Source organism: Pseudomonas sp. PGPPP1 (assembly GCF_002255865.1).
In the GTDB taxonomy this organism is placed as follows: Bacteria; Pseudomonadota; Gammaproteobacteria; order Pseudomonadales; family Pseudomonadaceae; genus Aquipseudomonas; species Aquipseudomonas cremoris.
Genome location: NZ_NKIG01000001.1, coordinates 236,414 through 253,440 on the forward strand (window position 1 = coordinate 236,414; position 17,027 = coordinate 253,440).

Sequence of the window (17,027 nt, forward strand, 5' to 3'; positions counted from 1 at the left end):
TCCGTATGCTTGCGCTTCCAACCGCAAGAAAACAGGACTGCCCATGACGTTGTCGTTCGTGAAGATGCATGCCCATGGCGACGATTTCATCATCATCGACCGCCGTGGCCTGGATGATCCCATCACCGCGCACATTGCGCGCCGCCTGGGTAATCGTCATACCGGTATCGGCTTCAACCAACTCGCCGTGGTGCTCGATTGTGACGATGCTGCGGCGCGCATCAAGTTCTGGAACCCCAATGGCACACCGCTTGAAACCTGCGGCAGTGCCACCCGTGGCGTGGCTGATCGCTTGATGCAGGAAACCGGCAGCGACGCCATCGTGTTGCGCACTGATCGCGGCCTGCTGACCTGCGTTCGGCAACCGGGTCGGCAAGTGTCGGTGAACATGGGCGAGCCGTCGCTGGAGTGGTCGGCGGTGCCGCTGACAGAGGCGATGGATACGCGTCGCTTGCCCATTGAGGGCGACCCGGCAGCGTGCAGCATGGGCAACCCCCATTGCACGTTTTTCGTCGACGACATCGCCGCTGTCGATGTTGCAGCGGTGGGCCCGGCGCTGGAAGCCCACCCGTTGTTCCCGGCCAAGACCAACGTGCATTTTGTGCAGGTGCTCGACCGCAGCCATATCCGCCTGCGCATCTGGGAGCGCGGCGGCGGTGTGCCGCTGGGCTCTGGTTCATGTTGTTGCGCAGCAGTGGTCAACGGCATTCGCCGTGGGCTGCTGGATGCCACGGTGCAGGTGCAATGCGACGGCGGCACACTCACTGTGCACTGGGCGGGCGAGGGCGGTGTGGTGCTGACCGGCAGTGTGGAACCGGTGATGCAGGGCAGTGTGTTTGGCATCGGCTAAGCGGCAATATCGCTTTTGTAGTGAGCGGGCTTGTCCCGCGCTGGGTGGCGAAGCCGCCCTAATCCAGACGCAGCATTCATTCTATTCAGGCGCGCTGGCAGGTTTTGGGGCGGCTACGCCACCCAGCGCGGGACAAGCCCGCTCACTACAGAGCACCGCTGCGCATCCATGACCGGCATTAGGGCAAGCCCGTTCCCACGGGGAGGAAGCGCACGCTAAAGGTCGTGCCGTCTTGCGCGGTGGAAGTCACTGCAACATCCCCACCATGTACCCTGGCCAGTTCCCGCACGATATACAAGCCCAGCCCTACGCTGCGCACGTCGCTGCCTTGGTCGGTGCCACGGGTCATTGGCTCAAACAACCCTAGCAGCAACGCGGGGGGTATTACCGCGCCGTGGTTGTGCACCGACACTTCGCAAAGGTCACTGCCCAACCGCGAGGTGATGCTGATCGGCCGTTGCAGGTCGCCATAGGCCACGCTGTTGGCCACCAGGTTGCCGATGATCTGCTGCACGCGGTCGGCGTCCAGGTTGGCCACGCCACGGCCTTCGACGTGATGGTCCAGCGTGGCATTGGGGAAGGCAACGCGCAGTTCATCCACCGCCCGCCGAGTGACGCCATGCAGGTCCAGTGGCGCCGCCTTGATGGTAATGCCTTGGCCAACCCGGGCCTGGGTGAAGTCCAGCAAGTCGGCGATCATGCGTTGGGCGCGTTCGGACGATTGCCCGATATGCCCCAGCAACTGGCGTTCCTTGGCGGTGCGTTCGCCACGGCCGAGAAAGTCCGACGCCATGCGGATCGCTGTGAGTGGGTTCTTCAAGTCATGGCTGACAATCGCGACCATTTGCTCGGCAAACAGCGCGCGCCGCTGGGCGATGGCATAGGCCTCGCTCAGCTCGGCCTGGGCCTGCTTGAGGGCGAGTTCGGTGGCGGTTTTTTCCTGCAGCAGCGCCTCGGCGAAATTGCGTGCATTGAGCAACTCGCGTTCGTACTTGTCGCGGTCGGTGGTGCCAAACAGCGCCAGGTCATACACCGCACCGTCGGCTTGTTTGCGCTGTATGCCGTTTAGCAACACGGTGACCTTTTGACCGTCGCGGTGCAGCATGTCGAGCTTCACTTCGGTGACGTTGCCGCGCATGCGCAGCATGGGTGCCAGGTGGGTCTGGTGGAAAATCCGCCCGCCCATGGTCAGCAAGTCCTGGAAGCGTCGGCCGCACAGCTCGGTGGTGCTGAACCCCAGCCATTCGCCGAACCGCGTGTTGGCCTGCAGGATCGTGCCGTCCTCTGCGGTGACGGCCAGGGCGCAGGCGGCGCTGTCGAACAGTTCAGCCGGCATGGGCGATGGTCCATGGCGCCAGGAACGTTTCCATCGCCGCCGCGCAAGCCTGCGGCGCGCTCATGTGCGGGCAATGGCCGACGTTGCCGACCAAACAGTAGGTGCTGTAGGGCAATACGCTGTGCAGGTATTCGCCAACGGCCACGGGGGCGATCAGGTCGTCGCTCGATTGCAGGATCAGTACCGGGGTGGTGAGACCACTCACGTCCTGGCGGTTGTCCGACATAAAGGTCACTCGCGCAAATTGCTTGGCGATCTCAGGTTCGGTGCGGCAGAAACTGTCGGTCAGTTCTTCGCTCAACGCCGGTTGCCCAGGCGCGCCCATGATCACCGGGGCCATGGTGCTGGACCAGCCGAGGTAGTTGCTGTCGAGGGTGTCGAGCAGGTCCTGGATATCGGCGAGCTTGAAGCCGCCAACATAACCGTCGGCGTCGATATAGCGTGGCGAGGGGCCGATCATCACGTGGGCCGCGATACGTCCGGGGGCCTTGCGGTCGGCGAGGGTGCCGATCATGGCACTGACCGAATGGCTGACCAGGATGACCGGGCCGATGGCGAATTCGTCGATCAGCTCGTTCAAGTCGCGGGCGTACCCCTCCAGCGAGCTGTATTTGGCCTTGTCGAACGCATTGAGGTCCGAGAGACCGGCGCCCACCAGGTCATACATCACCACGCGAAATCGTGCATAGAACTGGGGGGCCAGGTAGTTCCACATGGCCTGGTTGCAGCCGAACCCGTGGGAGAACACCAGGGTCGAGGTTCCGGTGCCCATCACACTGACGTTGTTGCGGAGGCGGAGGTTCATGGGCTTCTCGATTATGGCGCTTTGCTATGCGTGGAGGGAGTTTAGATAGTCAACGGCGTGGGGTCACGCGTTATAGCGCTGATAAGGTAAAGTCGGCGCCTTCAGGAAGAACCTTCAGGTAACACAGCATGTTGGCGATTTTGCGGCAATCGGTCTTGAGTCTGTTGGCGCTGGTCTTTATCAGCCTGTCGGGTGCCGCCCTGGCGGACACTTCGCCGATTGGCATCGCCCTCGACCAGCGAGTGATCGACCTCACCAACACCCTGGATGCCGAGACCACCACCCGTCTGAAAGACCAACTTGCCGCTCTCGAACAGCGCAAAGGCGCGCAAGTGGCCGTATTGCTGGTGCCCACGACCGGTGGCGCGAGCCTTGAGGATTACGCCAACAGACTGTTCCGCGCCTGGAAACTGGGGCGCAAGGACGTCAACGACGGCATCCTGTTGGTGGTCGCCAAGGAAGACCGCAAGGTGCGTATCGAAGTGGGGTACGGACTGGAAGGCACGGTCACGGATCTGTTGGCCCATCGAATCATCGAAGAACACATCACGCCGGCGTTTCGCCAGGGCGACTATGCCGAGGGTGTTTCCCGGGGCGTGAACGACCTGGTGCTGCTGGTGGACGGCGGCGACTTGCCCGCGGTGGCCGGGCCGGGGTTTGCTCCCGAAGCCATTGCGGTGTTGCTGGCGTTTATCTTCGGTGCGATTGGCGGTGTGCTGATGGCCGCCGGGAAACTGGGATGGCGCCGCGCATTGATTGCCACTGTTGCGCTCACGGTACTACTGGTGGTGTTCGCGGGTGGCCGGGAGTGGCCGGTGTACCTGCTGCTATTGCCGCTGACCATGCTGATCGGCGGCGCCACCTTTGGCGCGTTGTGGATGGCCCGCACGGTGTTCTACTGCGTGTTGGGGCTGTTGGCCTATATCGTCGCGCTGGTGGTGATGAACCTATTTGTCGAGGTCAATTTCATCCACTGGCTGGCGTTTCCGTTGCTGGGGCTGGTGGTATTGGGCATGTACCTCGTCCTGTTTGTGATCATGAAGGCGGCTTGGAAGAAAAGTCGTGCGGGCTTTATCGCGCGGCTCTTGGCCGCGGTGGCGGTGTATGTGGCCGCCGGGCTGGTGGCGGACGCGGGTCGGGACGGCTGGTTGCTGGCGGTGCCGATTGCCTCGTTCGTGGCGTTGATCATCTTTGGCAAGGCGGGCAGCGGCTCGGGTTCGAGTTCGGGCGGTGGTTCTCGTTCGAGTTCCAGTGGTTCCAGCTCCAGCAGTTCGTCGGGCGGCGGTGGCTCCAGCGGCGGCGGCGGAGCATCGGGGAGTTGGTGATTGCCGTCACGCTCATTCGTGGTAAAACGTGAGTCCTTTCAACCCTGGGTACGGACGCTCGATGCCTGCAATCATTCTTCGCAACGCCACCCCTGATGACGCGCTGTGCATTGGCGTATTGGGCATGCAAGTGTTCCTCGACACCTACGCCACCCAAGGCATTCGCAACTCGATTGCCAATGAAGTACTGGAGGCGTTCGCACCCTCGACCATCGCCCGTTTGATGGCCGAACCAGGTACCTCGCTGATAGTGGCCGAGTCCAACAACCACCTCGTCGGCTTTGCGCAGGTCAAGCTTAATGCCCGCCACGCCATGATCGAGGTCGCAAACGTTGCCGAGCTGCAACGCCTGTATATCCAAGAGCGCTTCACCGGTTTGGGCATCGGCTATCAACTCCTGCAGGCGGCAGAGCAATGCGCGGCCCGCGCGGGTGCATGCATGTTGTGGGCAACGGTATGGGTGAGCAACGAGCGGGCACTGGGGTTCTACCCCCGGCGTGGGTATGAGGCATTGGGCTCGCCGACCTATACCTTCCAGGGCGAGACCCATGGCAATCGGCTGTTTGGCAAAGCCCTGAGCGTCACAGCACCTTAGACAGAAACACCCGGCTGCTGCCTTCCGGCTCGCAGGGGATTTCACCAAACCGTACCCAACCGTGCTTTTCGTAAAAGCCAGGGGCCTGGAAGCTGAGGGTGTACAGCACCGCATTGCGACAACCCCGGTGCCGAGCCTCATCCTCGAAGGCTTGCAGCAATTGGCTGCCCAAGCCCGTGCCGCGCAAGAAATCGGGCAGGTGGAACAGGTCGAGGAAGGCCATGCCCAAGGTGGTCTTGCCAGTGATGCCGCCGAGGATCTGATGGGTGTCGGGGTCTTTGATCAACACGGTCAGCAGGCGACGGTCGTTGTAACCGGTGATGCTTTCATTGAACGCCGCCAGGCCACTGCCCAGGATACCCTCGGCTTCGGGGCAGGGTTGATCGCTGGTTTCAATGAGTGGCGCAGTCATCGTTAGAGATCCATTACCATCTCGTGCCACGCCATCCCACCATGATCCGACGGCGAAGGCTGAACATAGCGATAGCCCATGCGTTCGTAGAGCGGCACGTGCCGCTCCTTGCACATCAAGTGAATCGTCTGTTTGCCCATGTCGCGCATGCGCTGTACAAATTCGGTCATCAGCGTGGTGGAATAGCCCTTGCCCTGATGCGCGGGGTCAACCACGACGGACATGATCACCACATTCGGCGCCTCGGCCGAATGCCCTACCAATTCCTTGAACGCCTCGTCCGACATCACCACATCAAAGGCGCAGCCGCTGTTGATAAAACCTGCGATTTCGCTGTCTGCTTCCAGAATCAGGAACCCTTGCGGGTACTGGGCAATACGCGTCGCGATTTTTCCCAGGGTCGCGGCTTCGTCGCCTTCGTAGGCAGTGGTTTCGATTTCAAAGCAGCGGGCGGCGTCGGCGGGGCGAGCATTGCGCAAGGTCAGGGTGGGCATGGGTATTTCCTGGAGCGTTGAGCGAAGCCGAATATGATAGCGGTGTACTGTCCAGAGTGGGAGAGGGCTTGCACGGAGCCGACCCGGTATCGAAACTCACGTGGGTTGGGATGCAGATTCATCTTCCATTTGAATACACGAGGTCAATATGGGTTATCACGTTTGTCACAGGTACGGTGCCATGGAGTCGGATCCTGGAATACACACATTCCCGCAGCTTCTTGCCGAGCTGAAAACTCGCCGAGAAGATGAGGAGCATGGAGCGGTTTCGGTGACCAACGATGGGGAGTGGTGTATCTCTGTATCGCTGTCAGGCACTGTCATATTTGAAAACCTGGAGGCTGGGGAGCCTCGGCACATGAAGCAAGTGTCGGAGGACAAGATCTTGGCGTTGTGGCGTTTGTTGGCTGAGGGAGACGTTGCGACCATTGAGCAAGAGACGTGGTTGCCGGGTTACGGATAGCGCTACGTGCCCATCGACTGCTCAAGGTCGAGCGCTCGCGGGCGGACCTTGAACAAGCCGATTGGATCAGGCGCGAACATTTGGCCGAGGGGCTGCAATATCGGCCGACAATGCTCCAGCCGGTGTCACCCCTTGGTCAGATCAACCAACGGCGTCTGCCGCACCTCAGTCTCCCGACCATCCTGAATCTCGCTCACTTGCTTCAAGGCCTTATCCACCGCCGCCTTATCTGCCAACAAGCTGTAGCTGATGCGGAACTGCTTGTGCTCCTTGGGCCCAATTGTCGGTACCAGGTTCAGTGGCCGCTGATAACGTCGGTTGTAGGAAAAACTTGTCCCCGGCTCCAGCCCCGTGACATAGCCCTGGCCTTCGGTGTCGGTGTTTTTCCACAAGGAAAACACCGGCAGTGTCTGGGTATTGAAGCCGACCGAAACGCCCAGGTTGCCGGCCTTGTTATGTAACACGGTCAACGTATCGCCCTTGGCATCGGCATACGGCACCACGTTGTAAACCGTTTCGTCGTAGTCCTTGGTCGGCGCACGGTAGGTTTGCCAGTCGGGCAGATCGTCCTTGGCCTTGTCGTTGAACGGCGACACCTGTTTCACCGGCGCGGCGAAACGAGCGCCCTGTTCCAGGAACGGGGTACTGAAGTTGCTGTGATACAGCGCCTGGTATTCCTTCGGATAGTCGCCGTTGTTGGTCAGCGTGTCGTTGAGGGCGAACACGACGCTGCCGGGTTCGGTGACCAGTTCGGTTGCGACCGAGAAGTCGACCTTTTTGAACGCCTGCTCTTTAAGTTCGCCGCGCAGAGTGATCGCGTACGGTGGTTTTTCATCGATATGCAGGGTGACTTTGTTCGCAGGAATGTTGGCGGCCCGACCGTGCAGGGTCAGCAGTTCGCCGTTGTCGATGCCGGGATGGCCAACCCATTCGTATCCGCAGCGGGTGACCAGCTCATTGAAACCTTCCAACCAGCCCAGACCACCGCGGCCATTGAGTTCGATGAAGGATGGATTGACCACTTCCTTGACCGGGGAATCCCAGCCCATGCGCACATTGCCGACCGAGGCCTGCAGGACGTTCATTCCGCGAGTCGGCACTACCGAGAGTTTCATCATGCCGTTATCAATATCGACGATGCTCACACCCTCCTGCCGACCGCCGTGCAAGGTGCGCAGGGTAACGCTGAAGGGTTTGTCGGTTTTGATTCCGAGTTGCTGACTGGTGACCTGCCAGCTCTGGGCGGCTTTGTCGGTGTCGAGCAGAACGTAATCCCAGGCCATGGCGTGGGAGGCAGCGGACAGTGCGCTGAGGGCAACGAACAGTTTGAGCGGGGTCATGACGGCAGCCTTTCTTGGAGTTGTGCCATTTTTATAAACCGGCTGAAACGTTTCATCAAGCTAAAAATCGACCCGATCCCGGCGAGTTAGGCAGCGGGCAGCGAGCGCAGGACAAACGCTGATAGCCGATTGCTGCCATTGAAAACCACACCCCTCAAACCACTCCCGAATACTTAACCGCTGCCGCCGCCCTCGACGGCACATCTAACGCGCGCAACAGCGACGACACATGAATCCGCACCGTAAAAGGCGAGATATCCAGGGCCTTTGCAATCTCTTTGTTCGTCTTGCCCTGGGCAATCAACCGCAACACATCCTGCTGCCGCGCGGTCAGTGTGTGGGTATCCAGCGGCAACAGGCCCGACGGGGCGAACTTGACCAGCACCTCACCGTCGCGGATGGCCAGCAGCGCCTGGCCAATCTCATCGGGCGCGATGTTTTTGCCGATAAAGCCGTCGGCTCCCAAGGCCATCACGTGCTCGATCACCGCCGGGTCGTCCACCATCGACACTACGATCAACGTGGTGCGCCGTAGTTGCTGACGCAGTTCGGCCAATTGGCTCATGCACGTCAGGCCGGGAAAGCGCAGGTCGAGGATCAACGTGTCGACTTCGCCGGCGTCCTGGATCAGCGCTCGCACCGTGTCCAGGTCGCCGGCCTCGTGTACCACGGCCTCGGGCAGCAGGCGTTGCACGGTGCGCAGCATGCCCTCGCGAAACATTGGGTGGTCGTCGGCAATGATGATGCAGCCGGTCATTGGGGGGCTCCTTCCTGGGGCAGTGCTGTGCGGTGTCATGCTACCTTACCACCCCATCCAAGGCCTGCCTTGGATGCATGACGCAGACGAGGGCTGCCGCACAAGGACGTAACCCATGAGTATTGAGACCAACTCCGAACTCGACCAGGCCAACCTGCGCATCGTGGTGGCCGGTATTGCGATTGTCTATATCAGCGTTTTGGGCTTTTTGCCGGGGCAATCGCTGGACACTTATCTGCCGGTGATTCTTTACATCGCGCTGTTCCTGATGGTCTCGATTGCTTTTCGTCAGGTGATCGCCCGTTGGCCTGGGCATTATCCGGCGCGACGCATCTTCGGCATGATCCACGACTACACCGGCACTTCGTTCGGCATGGTGGTGGGGGGTGAAGCGGCGCTGCCGTTGTATGCGGTGATGGTGTGGGTCAACCTGGGCAACGGCATGCGCTATGGCTCACGCTACCTGGCGATTGCCACGGCGTTGGCCCTGTTGGCGCTACTGATCGTGTACCAACTCACGCCTATTTGGCAGGCGCAGCCGTTCATGGTGCTAATGCTGATGATCACCAGCACGGTGATCCCGGTGTACGCGCATATCTTGCTGGAGCGCACGCGCAAGGCGTCCGAAGAAGCCATCGCCGCCAACCTGGAGAAATCCCGTTTCCTCGCCCAGGCCAGCCACGACCTGCGCCAGCCCATCCATTCCATCGGCCTGTTTACCGCATGCCTGCGCGAAGCTCGCCTTGGCGATGAAGAGCGGCGCCTGGTGGATAACATCGACCGTTCGCTGCTCAACGTGTCGCAGCTGTTCCGTTCGATTCTCGACCTCTACACCCTCGACAACGGCCGCCTGTTGCCCAAGTACCAAGCGGTAAACCTGGGCGAATTCCTTGCCGACCTGGTGCGCCAGAACGCCGAAGCCGCCCGTTGGGCCGGGGTGGAATTGCGCTTGCGGCCTTGTGCCCACTGGGTCTTGGTAGACCCCGCGCTGTTGGCGACCATGGTGCAAAACGTGCTGTCCAACTGCTTCAAGTACGGCGCGCAGCGGCCGGTGTTGATTGGTGTGCGAATTCGCGACGGCGGGCTGGCCGTGGAGATTCATGATCAGGGACGGGGGATCGCCGATGAGCATCTGTCAAAGGTCTTTGAAGAGTTCTATCGCGTACGCCACCTGCGGGACAAGGACGTCGAAGGCGTGGGCCTGGGGCTGTCTATCGTCAAGCGCCTGGGGCAACTCATGGGGGTGCACGTGAGCCTGCGTTCACGGGTGGGCCATGGCACTTCGGTGAGCCTGCATGGCTTGACCCTGGCCGCTGCGCCGCGCCAAACAGCACTGCGTGATGAAGCACGCCAGGCTGGGTTGCTCACTGGGTTGAAGGTGTGCCTGGTGGAAGATGATCACAACGTGCTGCTCGCCACCCAGGCACTGCTGGAGCGCTGGGGGTGCGAGGTGCAGGCGGAGTCGTCAGGGCGTGACCTGGTGAGTGATTGCGACATCATCGTCGCCGACTACGACTTGGGCAACCACGCCACCGGTATCGAATGCATCGACGCGCTGCGTGAGCAGCGTGGTTGGGCGGTGCCGGCGCTGATCCTCACCGGACACGACGTGGAAAAGATCCAGGCCGCCTTGCACGACCGTCAGATCGCCATCTTGTCCAAGCCGGTGCGCCCCGCAGAACTGCGCGGCACACTGCGCGACTTGAGCCAGGAAAAGCTTACTGGGTAAACGGCTGCAGCCCGTTGCCCTTAGCGCCCTTGGGTTGGCAGTAGGCCGCAGGTTTCATCAGGCCGAAGCTGGCGATTGCGAAGGCACCGCCGCTGGCACCGCTGGGCACGGAACAGTTGTATTCGCCGGAGGCGGCGCTGGCGATGTAGTAGGTGGTCATGGAGTCGCTACGCACGTTGGAGATGCGTTTTACCGGCTCGCCCAGGTTGGTTTCTGACAGCGTCTTGAGGTGGTCTTCGCTGGGTTTGATATTGCTGCAGCCGGCCACGCCGATGATCAAGGCGCCCAACAGGGTGAGACGGGTAACAGGGGAGAGCAGTTTCATGGTGCTTCTTCCTTGGGGGTTGTTATGGTTTTTCCGACGCACAACGTGGCCGCGCGCAGTGGGTGCGCGGTGCTGGTGGGGGCGTTGGAAGTGCCGAGGAATATAGCGCCGCAGCGCAGAGGGGTCGATTAGCACAGGTGTGCTAGTGGCACATTGGGGTCATTGCAGTGAGCGAGATTGTCGCATCGCTCTAACCCCGTATTGCATTCACCCGTAAGGGCAATAAAAACCCATGAAAAGGACTTTCAATGCTCCACATCAAACGCGCAACACCGCACGACGCCATGGCTGCTTTTGACATACGCCGCCAAGCCATTCGCAGCCAATGTATCGGTGCCTATACGGCCGAGCAAATGGCGTTATGGACGCGTGGTAAGGCCGAGGACGGCTACGACGCACTCATGGACAAACCGTTTTACCTGGGCTGGGTAAACGACGAACCCGTCGCCACCGGCATGCTCGACCTCGACAACAACGAAGTCGGCGCGTTGTTTGTATTGCCCGGCTTCACCGGGCGTGGGTATGGCAAGGCGATGCTCGATCACTTGGAAAACGTTGCGCGGGAACTGGCGATTGAAGAGGTGGTGTTGGATGCGACGTTGAATGCTGCGAGTTTCTATCGCAGGCACGGATATACGGGGGATGAACAGGCGGTTTATCACTCGCCCTCGGGATTGCAACTGGCGTGTATCCCGATGTCGAAGCGGATTCGATTTGCGCGTTGATCTAAAAAGCAGCAATTCGGTTTTTTTATGTTTCGCTCAGGTCCGCCCGTCACCGGCAGTACGTACGGGTGAAATCTCGATGCTATAGTTCCGGCGCTTTACGTTTTTATCGCGCCGGGAGGCTCCAGGAGAATCCGCATGACCCTCTACACCGCAGGCTATGAAGGTCTGACCATCGATGTATTCATCACGCGTCTCAAACAGTCCGGAATCGAGAAAGTGCTCGACGTACGTGAATACCCGTTATCGCGCAAAAAAGGCTTTTCTAAAAACGCGTTTGCCCAATGTCTTGCAGCAGCAGGTATCGCCTATGAACATAGTCGCCCGCTGGGGTGCCCAAAGCCCATCCGAAAGCAGTACAAGAAAGATGGTATCTGGGCTGTGTATGCCAGTGAATTTCGGTCCTACATTCGCAGCCAAACCAGTGTGTTGAATGCATTGCTTGCCAGCTCTCTTGATCAGCGCGTTTGCTTGGTCTGCTACGAAGCGGATGCAAGCTTTTGCCATCGTAGCCTGATCGCAGAAGCAGCTCATGAACTGGAGGCTTCACTGACAACCCAGCACTTGCCTGCTAAAACAGATTTATTTGTTGATCAGCTTCGGTCTGTCGCTTAGGTGGATAGATCAAACTGACGATCAGCCACTGCGCTGGGAAGCGATGGATAGTGCCCATCAGTAACATCAGATCCCTTGTTGGCAGCTCCGTTTCCAACTTGTGCCTAAACGGTCCCTCCCATCCCGCTCCACCGTGTTTGCGGTAAACATTTCGATAGAGCTGGCTGGCTTCCCAGTCGACGATTTTGTGGGTGTAGGATTTGACTTCGCCGTTGACCAGGCATTCATAGATGTAATGAAAGTCGAAAGGCACTTTTTCCAGCCGCTTGATGCTTGCGCGTTCCTGCTCTTCAAAAAGGCTTGGTTGACGTTGCAGGGATTCTAACTTTTCGATTTCTTCGGGAGTCCATTTTTCCGAAGTCGATTTCTGAACGCGTAGAGCGCAAATGCGTAAGGGCTTGATTAAGCCTAACGTTACGCCGCTATCAATCCTGGCTATATCCAAGGCATCAAAGCTTTCATAAACCGTCAACTTATTCAGCCAGGCACGCCGCTCGTGCCAGTCCCCGGCGGGTAATGTTCTTCCGGTACAAATGCTGTCTACGCCGATCTTGTGGCTTTCTGGTCGGCGGTCAGTCGGGCTTCTTTCGATGAGCCCCTCAATCCATTGCCACTTTGCAAACTGCTGGTCGCCTGTTACCAAGCGAAAAGGGACGGGATAGAGCCGTATTAGATTGCCATCTTCATCCATCCCTGCGACACAGGAGGTTTCGGCATATTTCGCACTGGGGGATGGGTAGGTCTTGCACAAAATCAGGATTCGAACTTTGCGTTTCATAAATAAGCGCCATATCCAAAAGTCTTTTTTGAACTGTATCCAGACATCGGAGACCTGCCAGAAAGACTTGTAACGGCACATGCATGAAACTCGAAAACTGTTGACGCGAGCTTGCTCGCGAAGGCGGCGATTCAGGTGTGTCTGTACCGTATTGCTGCCGACTTCAACGCTTCGCGGCAGGTATTGGTGGCGCCTGTTAGAACCTCAAACTATTGCGTGGCGAAAGCTATGCGCAACAGTTCAATCACCTGCTCGACTGAGCACCCCTGGGCTAGCGGCGGGGTCGGGCTTTCGCCGAATTCCCGCCATACAAACAGCGTTAACTCCGCACCGTCAGTCAGTGCCTGCCCTTGAACCTGCGAGCCAAAATCTTGCAGTCGCCGATAGCGCTCATCCCGCCAGAATGCGTCCTCTACCCAGTCATATACCGGGATGAAATGAAAGTGTAACGGGAAGCCCGGCATATGCCCGTAGCGGCTGATATATAGCCACTTGGGACGAAGTTGCGTTTCGATCACTCGTTGGGTGTTTGCCAGTAATCCACCCAACTCGGCCAATGCCGCCTCAGGCATATCCGCCAGGGAGTGAATGGGCGCTTTGGCTCCCAGCATCAGGTAGCCCGGCAAGGCCGACGACAGGTGATGATTGAGCCGCCAGTGTTCGGTTTCATGAAGAATATAAATGGGGTCGATCTGCATAAGCGTATCCGTCCGGCTAAGACCCGTAGGATACCTGTATCGCGCAAACGCGCTGGATCTGTATCTATCGTAGTAGGCATCAGGCGGTTAGGGTCATGCCACGTTAATCGACTACCGAGCCCACCATGGACCTCACCGCTGTCCCCTTTGGCACCACTGATTGGTCCGCTGTCGAACCTGTCATTCATCCTGGCATCACGGGCAATGCGTTGTGGCGCACTTGCCACTTTGGCACCACCCGCGTGCGAGTGGTGGAATACACCCCAGGCTACCTGGCGGATCACTGGTGCTGGCGCGGGCATATCCTGCTGTGTCTTGACGGCGAGTTGCACACGGAGCTGGAGGACGGCCGCCAGTTCACGCTGACGGCAGGCATGAGTTATCAGGTGGGCAATGAGATGGAAGGGCATCGCTCATCGACGGCAGTCGGAGCAAAGCTCTTTATCGTCGACTGACTTTGTAGTGAGCGGGCTTGCCCCGCGCTGGGGGGCGCAGCCGCCCTAATCGGGCCGCCGCAGTGTGTTTCAGAAAGACCGAGTTGCCTAGATTTAGGGCGGCTTCGCCCCCCAGCGCGGGGCAAGCCCGCTCACTACATCAATGCATTTTGCTGTGGTCCATGCCGTTGAGGGCGCGGGCTGGGGCTTTGACTTCAATCGACTGTTTTTCGCCCTTGGCGTTTTCCACGGTGAGGGTCAGCGGCACCTGGTCGCCTTCCTTGATCTGGCCGGTCAGGCCCATCAGCATCACGTGGTAGCCGTTGGGGTCGAGGGTCACGGCCTTGCCGGCGGGCAGGGCGACCGAGTCCACCGGGCCCATGCGCATCACGTCGTCCTTCATGCTCATTTCATGGATTTGCACGTCCTTGGCCACGGGCGACGCCACGCTGAGCAGTTTGCTGTCGCTGTCGGCGGTGACGGTCATGAACGCACCGCTGGACGGCTGGCCCGGCACGGTGGCGCGAACCCACGCATCGCTGACGAGCACCTGGGCGCTGGCGTGTGCGGCGAGGCCGAGCAGGGCTAGGCCGAAGGTGAGACGCTTGAGGTGTTGAGCGGCAGTCATTAGCAGACCTCCATGACGGTGAGCAGGTCTTCTGCGCACTCTTTAGCGGTAAGGGATGCCTGCAGGCCCAGGCGCAGGTTGCCACGGGTGTCGAATACGAAGCTGGTGGCCGTGTGGGACAGGGTGTAGGTGTCGCCGGCGGGGATCTTTTCATAAAAGATCCCGAACTCCTTGGCGGCCACGGCGATTTCTTCCGGGGTGCCGTACAGCGCCTGGAAGCTGGGGTCGAAGGCCTTGACGTACTTGTCGAGGATTTCCGGCGTGTCGCGCTCCGGGTCCAGGGTGATGAAGATCACCTGCATGATCTTGCCGTCGCGGCCCATCAGTTTCTTGGCCTGCGCGGCGCGCGCCAGGGTGGTCGGGCACACGGCCGGGCATTGGGTGAAGCCGAAGAACACCACCGGCATCAGGCCACGGTAGGAACTGAGGGTGACCGTCTCGCCTTCGGTGTTCTTGAGTTTGAAGGTGCGGCCCATGATCTTGTCGCTCAAGTCCTTGCCGTACTTGAAGTTCAACCTGGGGCTGTTGTCACAACCGGCCAGCAGGCCCAGACCCAACAGGCTCATGCCGGTCAGGACCTTGCGGCGGGTGAATAACGTACTCATCAACTGTGCATCCTGTGAAACGCCTGCATTGCGCGAAATCAAACACGCAGGCCTGGAAAAGGAGTAACGAGGAGGGCGCAAAGTCTACCAACCCTGAAGGGCTCGCGTAACGTGCGACGTTCTGCCACAGGGGCGTGCCGTGCTTCATCTCGGTGCACCTCTGGTGGTAGAGTCGCCGCCATGAAAATGAGCCACCCCGACCGTTCGCTGATCGCCTGGGCCCTGTACTTCTGCGTGCTGATGAACCTGTTTGTCTGTGGTTTGGGGCATGGTCAGATGACGGGGCAGGTGCTCAATGGCATCGGTGGTGCGTTCTGTTCCGTGGACGGCAAGCAGGCGCCACTTTCCGACAAAGGGTTGGGCAGCCCGTCTTCCAGCAACATCTCGAACTACTTTGCTTGCCCAGTTTGCAACGCATTGACCGTTGCGTTGGTGTTTTTGGTCGGCCTGGCATGGCTGCTTGGCCTCGGACAAACTCCACGCCCAGCCCATGAGCGGCGCAATAAGGCGCCCCCGCGATACTCCTGGCCCTCGGCCAACCCCCGCGCTTCCCCAGCCCTCTGACGTGTGCCTTGGGCCTCCTGCCAACAGGAGGCGTTCTATCGTCACGACTGTGAGTGCACTTCATGAACCCTGTATTGCCTGCAGGCGCCAGCCGCCTGGTCAGCAAGGCGTCCCGTCGCTTGCGCGCGGAACCGTTGCGGCCTGACTACCCCAGCAACTCCCGCTGCTTCGTACACCTGGATGCACGCCTGTTGCCGCATTGGCACAGCCTGTTCGATATCTGCCCGGCGCTGCTCAAGCTAGACCCACCCGAAGGCCTGAACCTGTTTCGCAGCTTCATGACCTGGGCCTATCGCAACCAGCCGCCGCTGGATTGGACCTACCACCTGAACGTCTGCCGCTGGCTGCTGGGCTCGACGTACCGCGCTCATATCGATGACGAACCCATCGAGACCTTCATGGCGGCAGCGGCGGCGCGATGGGTCGCTACCGATGACAGCCAGAACCTGGGTGTGGTCCTGGCCTGGCAAGGTACACGGGTGTTCGATTGGAAAGGTGTTCTACCCAGCACCCTCGAACACCAGGCACTGCCACGTTCGCCATGGGACTTTGCCTGGTGCGCCTTGGGCGCTCGCGGTGAATTCAGCGAGTGGTTGCCGGTGCCTTGAGGTGCCCGTCAATCCATGCAGCAACGTCCGTCACTGCGATACCTTGCTGAGCGTTGAAAGTCACGGCGGGGTCCCATGCCACGCCGTGGCCCTGAGCGAATACCGCGCGGTATTTTTTGAGGTTTTCGTTGGGATCTTCTTCCAACGCTGCCAGCAAAGTGGGCACTGACCACGCCTCGCGCTTGAGCTGGATGCCGAGGCTGGCGTCGACCGTATCTGCCAGTTGCCCATAGGTCAGGGTGTCACCGGCAGTGAAGACCACCTGGTTGCTCAAGGCCGGTTCCGCGAACAGGATGCGTGCAGTCAGCCGGCCAATGTCCTCAGGCGTAGTGACAGTGACGGCTGTGTCCCAGTCGCCCAGGGCATGCACGGTGTTGTTAGGCAAATCGACCACGCCGAACGACGGCTCGAACAGGAAACTGGTGAACATCCCGGTGGAAATGATCAGCCATTGCGTGCCCTGTTGAGCGCGCAGCAAGTCGCGTACATCCAACTGCTCATCGAACGTATCCTGCGGGCTGCCACGGCCGATCACGTCGTAGTCCACACCAAATTGCCACGGCACATAACGTTGCACGCCGCCCTCAATGGCGGCTTGGGCCAGCTTGCGTTGCGTGCCAGGGCCGGCGGCGAAACCGGTGCAGCAGATCACGCTGGCGAAGGGTGCAAAGATCGCCGCGAGGCTGCTCTGGCTGTCGTTTTGCAGGTCGCCGGGGATCAGCTCGATGCCCATCTCTTGCAGTTTTTTTGCAGTCGCCGAGTGCAGGCTGGCAGGGCGCAGCAGCACGGCGATGCGCGCGTTACGCGGTGCGGCCAACAGGGCCAGTTCCTGCAGCACGGCCATGCCCAGTTCGCCGGCACCGAGTACCAGAATGGAAGAGGCTGTCATGGGGTTCTCCGTCTGTGTTGAAAGTCGTGGCATGCTTGCAGAATTCATCGCC

Annotated in this window: 21 protein-coding genes and 1 pseudogene; 10 read left to right on the top strand and 12 right to left on the bottom strand. The window is 59.9% G+C overall.

Annotated elements, in window-relative coordinates; genetic code table 11:
• The first annotated feature begins 43 nt into the window (after positions 1-43).
• The gene (dapF, locus tag CFE47_RS01130) at positions 44-850 is read left to right on the top strand and encodes a diaminopimelate epimerase (RefSeq protein WP_286835121.1); all 807 of its coding nucleotides are present in this window, start codon (positions 44-46) and stop codon (positions 848-850) included.
• A 178-nt stretch (positions 851-1,028) separates the two neighbouring features.
• Here dapF and CFE47_RS01135 read toward each other — a convergent pair whose 3' ends face one another.
• Complete coding sequence (locus CFE47_RS01135) at positions 1,029-2,186, bottom strand: PAS domain-containing sensor histidine kinase (RefSeq protein WP_286835122.1); 1,158 nt, start codon at positions 2,184-2,186, stop codon at positions 1,029-1,031.
• The gene (locus CFE47_RS01140; protein WP_286835123.1) at positions 2,176-2,991 is read right to left on the bottom strand and encodes an alpha/beta fold hydrolase; all 816 of its coding nucleotides are present in this window, start codon (positions 2,989-2,991) and stop codon (positions 2,176-2,178) included. Before CFE47_RS01140 ends, CFE47_RS01135 begins: the two co-directional genes overlap by 11 nt.
• Before the next feature lie 128 nt (positions 2,992-3,119).
• Here CFE47_RS01140 and CFE47_RS01145 point away from each other — a divergent pair, with 128 nt between their 5' ends.
• Both CFE47_RS01145 and CFE47_RS01150 read left to right on the top strand, forming a co-directional pair.
• Positions 3,120-4,316 (top strand): TPM domain-containing protein, encoded by a 1,197-nt coding sequence (locus tag CFE47_RS01145; RefSeq protein ID WP_286835124.1) that lies wholly within the window; start codon positions 3,120-3,122, stop codon positions 4,314-4,316.
• Between the two features lie 61 nt (positions 4,317-4,377).
• A complete protein-coding gene (locus CFE47_RS01150) occupies positions 4,378-4,911 on the top strand; it encodes a GNAT family N-acetyltransferase (protein WP_286835125.1) in 534 nt (177 codons plus the stop codon).
• Here the strand turns inward: CFE47_RS01150 and CFE47_RS01155 are convergent.
• Positions 4,898-5,323 carry a GNAT family N-acetyltransferase gene (locus CFE47_RS01155; protein ID WP_286835126.1) on the bottom strand — a complete coding sequence of 142 codons (426 nt, stop codon included), beginning with the start codon at positions 5,321-5,323 and terminating at the stop codon, positions 4,898-4,900. The two genes, CFE47_RS01150 and CFE47_RS01155, sit on opposite strands and share 14 nt — an antisense overlap.
• Before the next feature lie 2 nt (positions 5,324-5,325).
• Positions 5,326-5,817, bottom strand: a complete 492-nt coding sequence (locus CFE47_RS01160; protein ID WP_286835127.1) for a GNAT family N-acetyltransferase — start codon at positions 5,815-5,817, stop codon at positions 5,326-5,328.
• A 453-nt stretch (positions 5,818-6,270) separates the two neighbouring features.
• Here CFE47_RS01160 and CFE47_RS01165 point away from each other — a divergent pair.
• Positions 6,271-6,396: pseudogene (locus tag CFE47_RS01165) on the top strand (magnesium chelatase subunit ChlI family protein); the annotation flags it as partial.
• A gap of 9 nt (positions 6,397-6,405) precedes the next feature.
• On the opposite strand, the gene CFE47_RS01170 reads toward CFE47_RS01165, so the two are convergent.
• Positions 6,406-7,620, bottom strand: a complete 1,215-nt coding sequence (locus CFE47_RS01170) for an aldose 1-epimerase family protein (RefSeq protein WP_286835128.1) — start codon at positions 7,618-7,620, stop codon at positions 6,406-6,408.
• Positions 7,621-7,774: 154 nt separating this feature from the next.
• A complete protein-coding gene (locus tag CFE47_RS01175) occupies positions 7,775-8,377 on the bottom strand; it encodes a LuxR C-terminal-related transcriptional regulator (RefSeq protein WP_286835129.1) in 603 nt (200 codons plus the stop codon).
• A gap of 115 nt (positions 8,378-8,492) precedes the next feature.
• On the opposite strand from CFE47_RS01175, the gene CFE47_RS01180 reads away from it, so the two are divergent.
• The gene (locus CFE47_RS01180; RefSeq protein ID WP_286835130.1) at positions 8,493-10,106 is read left to right on the top strand and encodes an ATP-binding response regulator; all 1,614 of its coding nucleotides are present in this window, start codon (positions 8,493-8,495) and stop codon (positions 10,104-10,106) included.
• On the opposite strand, the gene CFE47_RS01185 is transcribed toward CFE47_RS01180, so the two are convergent.
• A complete protein-coding gene (locus tag CFE47_RS01185) occupies positions 10,096-10,431 on the bottom strand; it encodes a hypothetical protein (protein ID WP_286835131.1) in 336 nt (111 codons plus the stop codon). The two genes, CFE47_RS01180 and CFE47_RS01185, sit on opposite strands and share 11 nt — an antisense overlap.
• 248 nt (positions 10,432-10,679) lie before the next feature.
• Between CFE47_RS01185 and CFE47_RS01190 the strand changes: the two genes are divergently transcribed.
• Both CFE47_RS01190 and CFE47_RS01195 read left to right on the top strand, forming a co-directional pair.
• The gene (locus CFE47_RS01190) at positions 10,680-11,156 is read left to right on the top strand and encodes a GNAT family N-acetyltransferase (RefSeq protein WP_286835132.1); all 477 of its coding nucleotides are present in this window, start codon (positions 10,680-10,682) and stop codon (positions 11,154-11,156) included.
• 138 nt (positions 11,157-11,294) lie between these two features.
• The gene (locus CFE47_RS01195; RefSeq protein WP_286835133.1) at positions 11,295-11,771 is read left to right on the top strand and encodes a DUF488 domain-containing protein; all 477 of its coding nucleotides are present in this window, start codon (positions 11,295-11,297) and stop codon (positions 11,769-11,771) included.
• On the opposite strand, the gene CFE47_RS01200 is transcribed toward CFE47_RS01195, so the two are convergent.
• Positions 11,728-12,549 (bottom strand): DUF8758 domain-containing protein, encoded by an 822-nt coding sequence (locus CFE47_RS01200; protein WP_286835134.1) that lies wholly within the window; start codon positions 12,547-12,549, stop codon positions 11,728-11,730. The genes CFE47_RS01195 and CFE47_RS01200 overlap by 44 nt on opposite strands.
• 209 nt (positions 12,550-12,758) lie before the next feature.
• Positions 12,759-13,247, bottom strand: a complete 489-nt coding sequence (locus CFE47_RS01205) for an HIT family protein (RefSeq protein ID WP_286835135.1) — start codon at positions 13,245-13,247, stop codon at positions 12,759-12,761.
• 125 nt (positions 13,248-13,372) lie between these two features.
• Between CFE47_RS01205 and CFE47_RS01210 the strand changes: the two genes are divergently transcribed.
• Positions 13,373-13,702, top strand: a complete 330-nt coding sequence (locus CFE47_RS01210) for a DHCW motif cupin fold protein (RefSeq protein ID WP_286835136.1) — start codon at positions 13,373-13,375, stop codon at positions 13,700-13,702.
• A gap of 139 nt (positions 13,703-13,841) precedes the next feature.
• On the opposite strand, the gene CFE47_RS01215 is transcribed toward CFE47_RS01210, so the two are convergent.
• On the bottom strand, positions 13,842-14,309 hold the full coding sequence (locus CFE47_RS01215; RefSeq protein ID WP_286835137.1) for a copper chaperone PCu(A)C: 468 nt from the start codon (positions 14,307-14,309) through the stop codon (positions 13,842-13,844).
• Positions 14,309-14,914 (bottom strand): SCO family protein, encoded by a 606-nt coding sequence (locus CFE47_RS01220; RefSeq protein ID WP_185707128.1) that lies wholly within the window; start codon positions 14,912-14,914, stop codon positions 14,309-14,311. Before CFE47_RS01220 ends, CFE47_RS01215 begins: the two co-directional genes overlap by 1 nt.
• Before the next feature lie 180 nt (positions 14,915-15,094).
• Between CFE47_RS01220 and CFE47_RS01225 the strand changes: the two genes are divergently transcribed.
• Entirely contained in the window at positions 15,095-15,478 is a 384-nt protein-coding gene (locus tag CFE47_RS01225) for a DUF2946 domain-containing protein (protein ID WP_286835138.1), read from the top strand.
• 62 nt (positions 15,479-15,540) lie between these two features.
• The gene (locus tag CFE47_RS01230; RefSeq protein WP_286835139.1) at positions 15,541-16,086 is read left to right on the top strand and encodes a putative natural product biosynthesis protein; all 546 of its coding nucleotides are present in this window, start codon (positions 15,541-15,543) and stop codon (positions 16,084-16,086) included.
• On the opposite strand, the gene CFE47_RS01235 is transcribed toward CFE47_RS01230, so the two are convergent.
• Entirely contained in the window at positions 16,061-16,975 is a 915-nt protein-coding gene (locus tag CFE47_RS01235) for an aromatic alcohol reductase (RefSeq protein WP_286835140.1), read from the bottom strand. The genes CFE47_RS01230 and CFE47_RS01235 overlap by 26 nt on opposite strands.
• Positions 16,976-17,027: the final 52 nt, after the last annotated feature.

Coding starts and splice junctions, on each gene's coding strand:
- dapF (WP_286835121.1), top strand. CDS start 44: ATGACGTTGTCGTTCGTGAAGATGCATGCCCATGGCGACGATTTCATC.
- CFE47_RS01135 (WP_286835122.1), bottom strand. CDS start 2,186: ATGCCGGCTGAACTGTTCGACAGCGCCGCCTGCGCCCTGGCCGTCACC.
- CFE47_RS01140 (WP_286835123.1), bottom strand. CDS start 2,991: ATGAACCTCCGCCTCCGCAACAACGTCAGTGTGATGGGCACCGGAACC.
- CFE47_RS01145 (WP_286835124.1), top strand. CDS start 3,120: ATGTTGGCGATTTTGCGGCAATCGGTCTTGAGTCTGTTGGCGCTGGTC.
- CFE47_RS01150 (WP_286835125.1), top strand. CDS start 4,378: ATGCCTGCAATCATTCTTCGCAACGCCACCCCTGATGACGCGCTGTGC.
- CFE47_RS01155 (WP_286835126.1), bottom strand. CDS start 5,323: ATGACTGCGCCACTCATTGAAACCAGCGATCAACCCTGCCCCGAAGCC.
- CFE47_RS01160 (WP_286835127.1), bottom strand. CDS start 5,817: ATGCCCACCCTGACCTTGCGCAATGCTCGCCCCGCCGACGCCGCCCGC.
- CFE47_RS01170 (WP_286835128.1), bottom strand. CDS start 7,620: ATGACCCCGCTCAAACTGTTCGTTGCCCTCAGCGCACTGTCCGCTGCC.
- CFE47_RS01175 (WP_286835129.1), bottom strand. CDS start 8,377: ATGACCGGCTGCATCATCATTGCCGACGACCACCCAATGTTTCGCGAG.
- CFE47_RS01180 (WP_286835130.1), top strand. CDS start 8,493: ATGAGTATTGAGACCAACTCCGAACTCGACCAGGCCAACCTGCGCATC.
- CFE47_RS01185 (WP_286835131.1), bottom strand. CDS start 10,431: ATGAAACTGCTCTCCCCTGTTACCCGTCTCACCCTGTTGGGCGCCTTG.
- CFE47_RS01190 (WP_286835132.1), top strand. CDS start 10,680: ATGCTCCACATCAAACGCGCAACACCGCACGACGCCATGGCTGCTTTT.
- CFE47_RS01195 (WP_286835133.1), top strand. CDS start 11,295: ATGACCCTCTACACCGCAGGCTATGAAGGTCTGACCATCGATGTATTC.
- CFE47_RS01200 (WP_286835134.1), bottom strand. CDS start 12,549: ATGAAACGCAAAGTTCGAATCCTGATTTTGTGCAAGACCTACCCATCC.
- CFE47_RS01205 (WP_286835135.1), bottom strand. CDS start 13,247: ATGCAGATCGACCCCATTTATATTCTTCATGAAACCGAACACTGGCGG.
- CFE47_RS01210 (WP_286835136.1), top strand. CDS start 13,373: ATGGACCTCACCGCTGTCCCCTTTGGCACCACTGATTGGTCCGCTGTC.
- CFE47_RS01215 (WP_286835137.1), bottom strand. CDS start 14,309: ATGACTGCCGCTCAACACCTCAAGCGTCTCACCTTCGGCCTAGCCCTG.
- CFE47_RS01220 (WP_185707128.1), bottom strand. CDS start 14,914: ATGAGTACGTTATTCACCCGCCGCAAGGTCCTGACCGGCATGAGCCTG.
- CFE47_RS01225 (WP_286835138.1), top strand. CDS start 15,095: ATGAAAATGAGCCACCCCGACCGTTCGCTGATCGCCTGGGCCCTGTAC.
- CFE47_RS01230 (WP_286835139.1), top strand. CDS start 15,541: ATGAACCCTGTATTGCCTGCAGGCGCCAGCCGCCTGGTCAGCAAGGCG.
- CFE47_RS01235 (WP_286835140.1), bottom strand. CDS start 16,975: ATGACAGCCTCTTCCATTCTGGTACTCGGTGCCGGCGAACTGGGCATG.